The organism is Streptomyces sp. MBT65 (assembly GCF_016612545.1).
Classification (GTDB): domain Bacteria; phylum Actinomycetota; class Actinomycetes; order Streptomycetales; family Streptomycetaceae; genus Streptomyces.
Map to the genome: position 1 here is coordinate 1 of NZ_JAENRY010000727.1, position 605 is coordinate 605.

1 pseudogene is annotated in these 605 nt (G+C 78.5%); it reads left to right on the top strand.

Annotation, left to right across the window (positions count from 1 at the left end):
* Positions 1–605, top strand: a pseudogene (locus JHN63_RS51830) (hypothetical protein); the annotation flags it as partial.

The window sequence follows — 605 nt, forward strand, 5'->3', positions numbered from 1 at the left end:
GCACGCGCGTGCCCGAGAGGCCCTCAGTGACGCGGCCCTGCTGCCCCGGTCCGCCGTGGCCGTCGGCACGGCCGCCGCCCTGCTCGCCCCGACCCCGGCGCCCGACGCGCTGACCGGTGACGTCTTCCTCGTACCGCCGAACCCCGCCATGCACGACGAGCACGCCGCCGACGAGGAGCGGCAGGCGCTGCGCGCGCGGGCGGGGCAGCGGGACGAGGAGATCCGTACGCTCGCCGCGCGACTCGGCAAGGACCGGGAGCTTGCGGCGCGGCTCGCCTCCTGGCGCACCGGCTGCCCGAGCGGGCGGCTGGTCGAACTGGCGCGGACCGCGCAGGACACGCGCGCGTTCGCCGAGGAGGCCGAGGCCGAACTCGCCGAGGCGCGGACCGCGCGGGCCGAGGCCGACGAAGCCGCCGCCGAGGCCGCCCAGGTGCGCGACGAGCGGCAGGAGGCCGCGCAGAAGGCCCGCCGTGCCGCCGACGCTCTGGCCGGACTCGCCTTCCGGCTGCGCGAGCGTGCCGGGTGGCAGGTCAAACTGCGTGAACTCGCCGACGAGGCAGCCGAGTCGGAGGCCCGCGCCCAGTCCTGCCTGGAGCGCGCCCGCG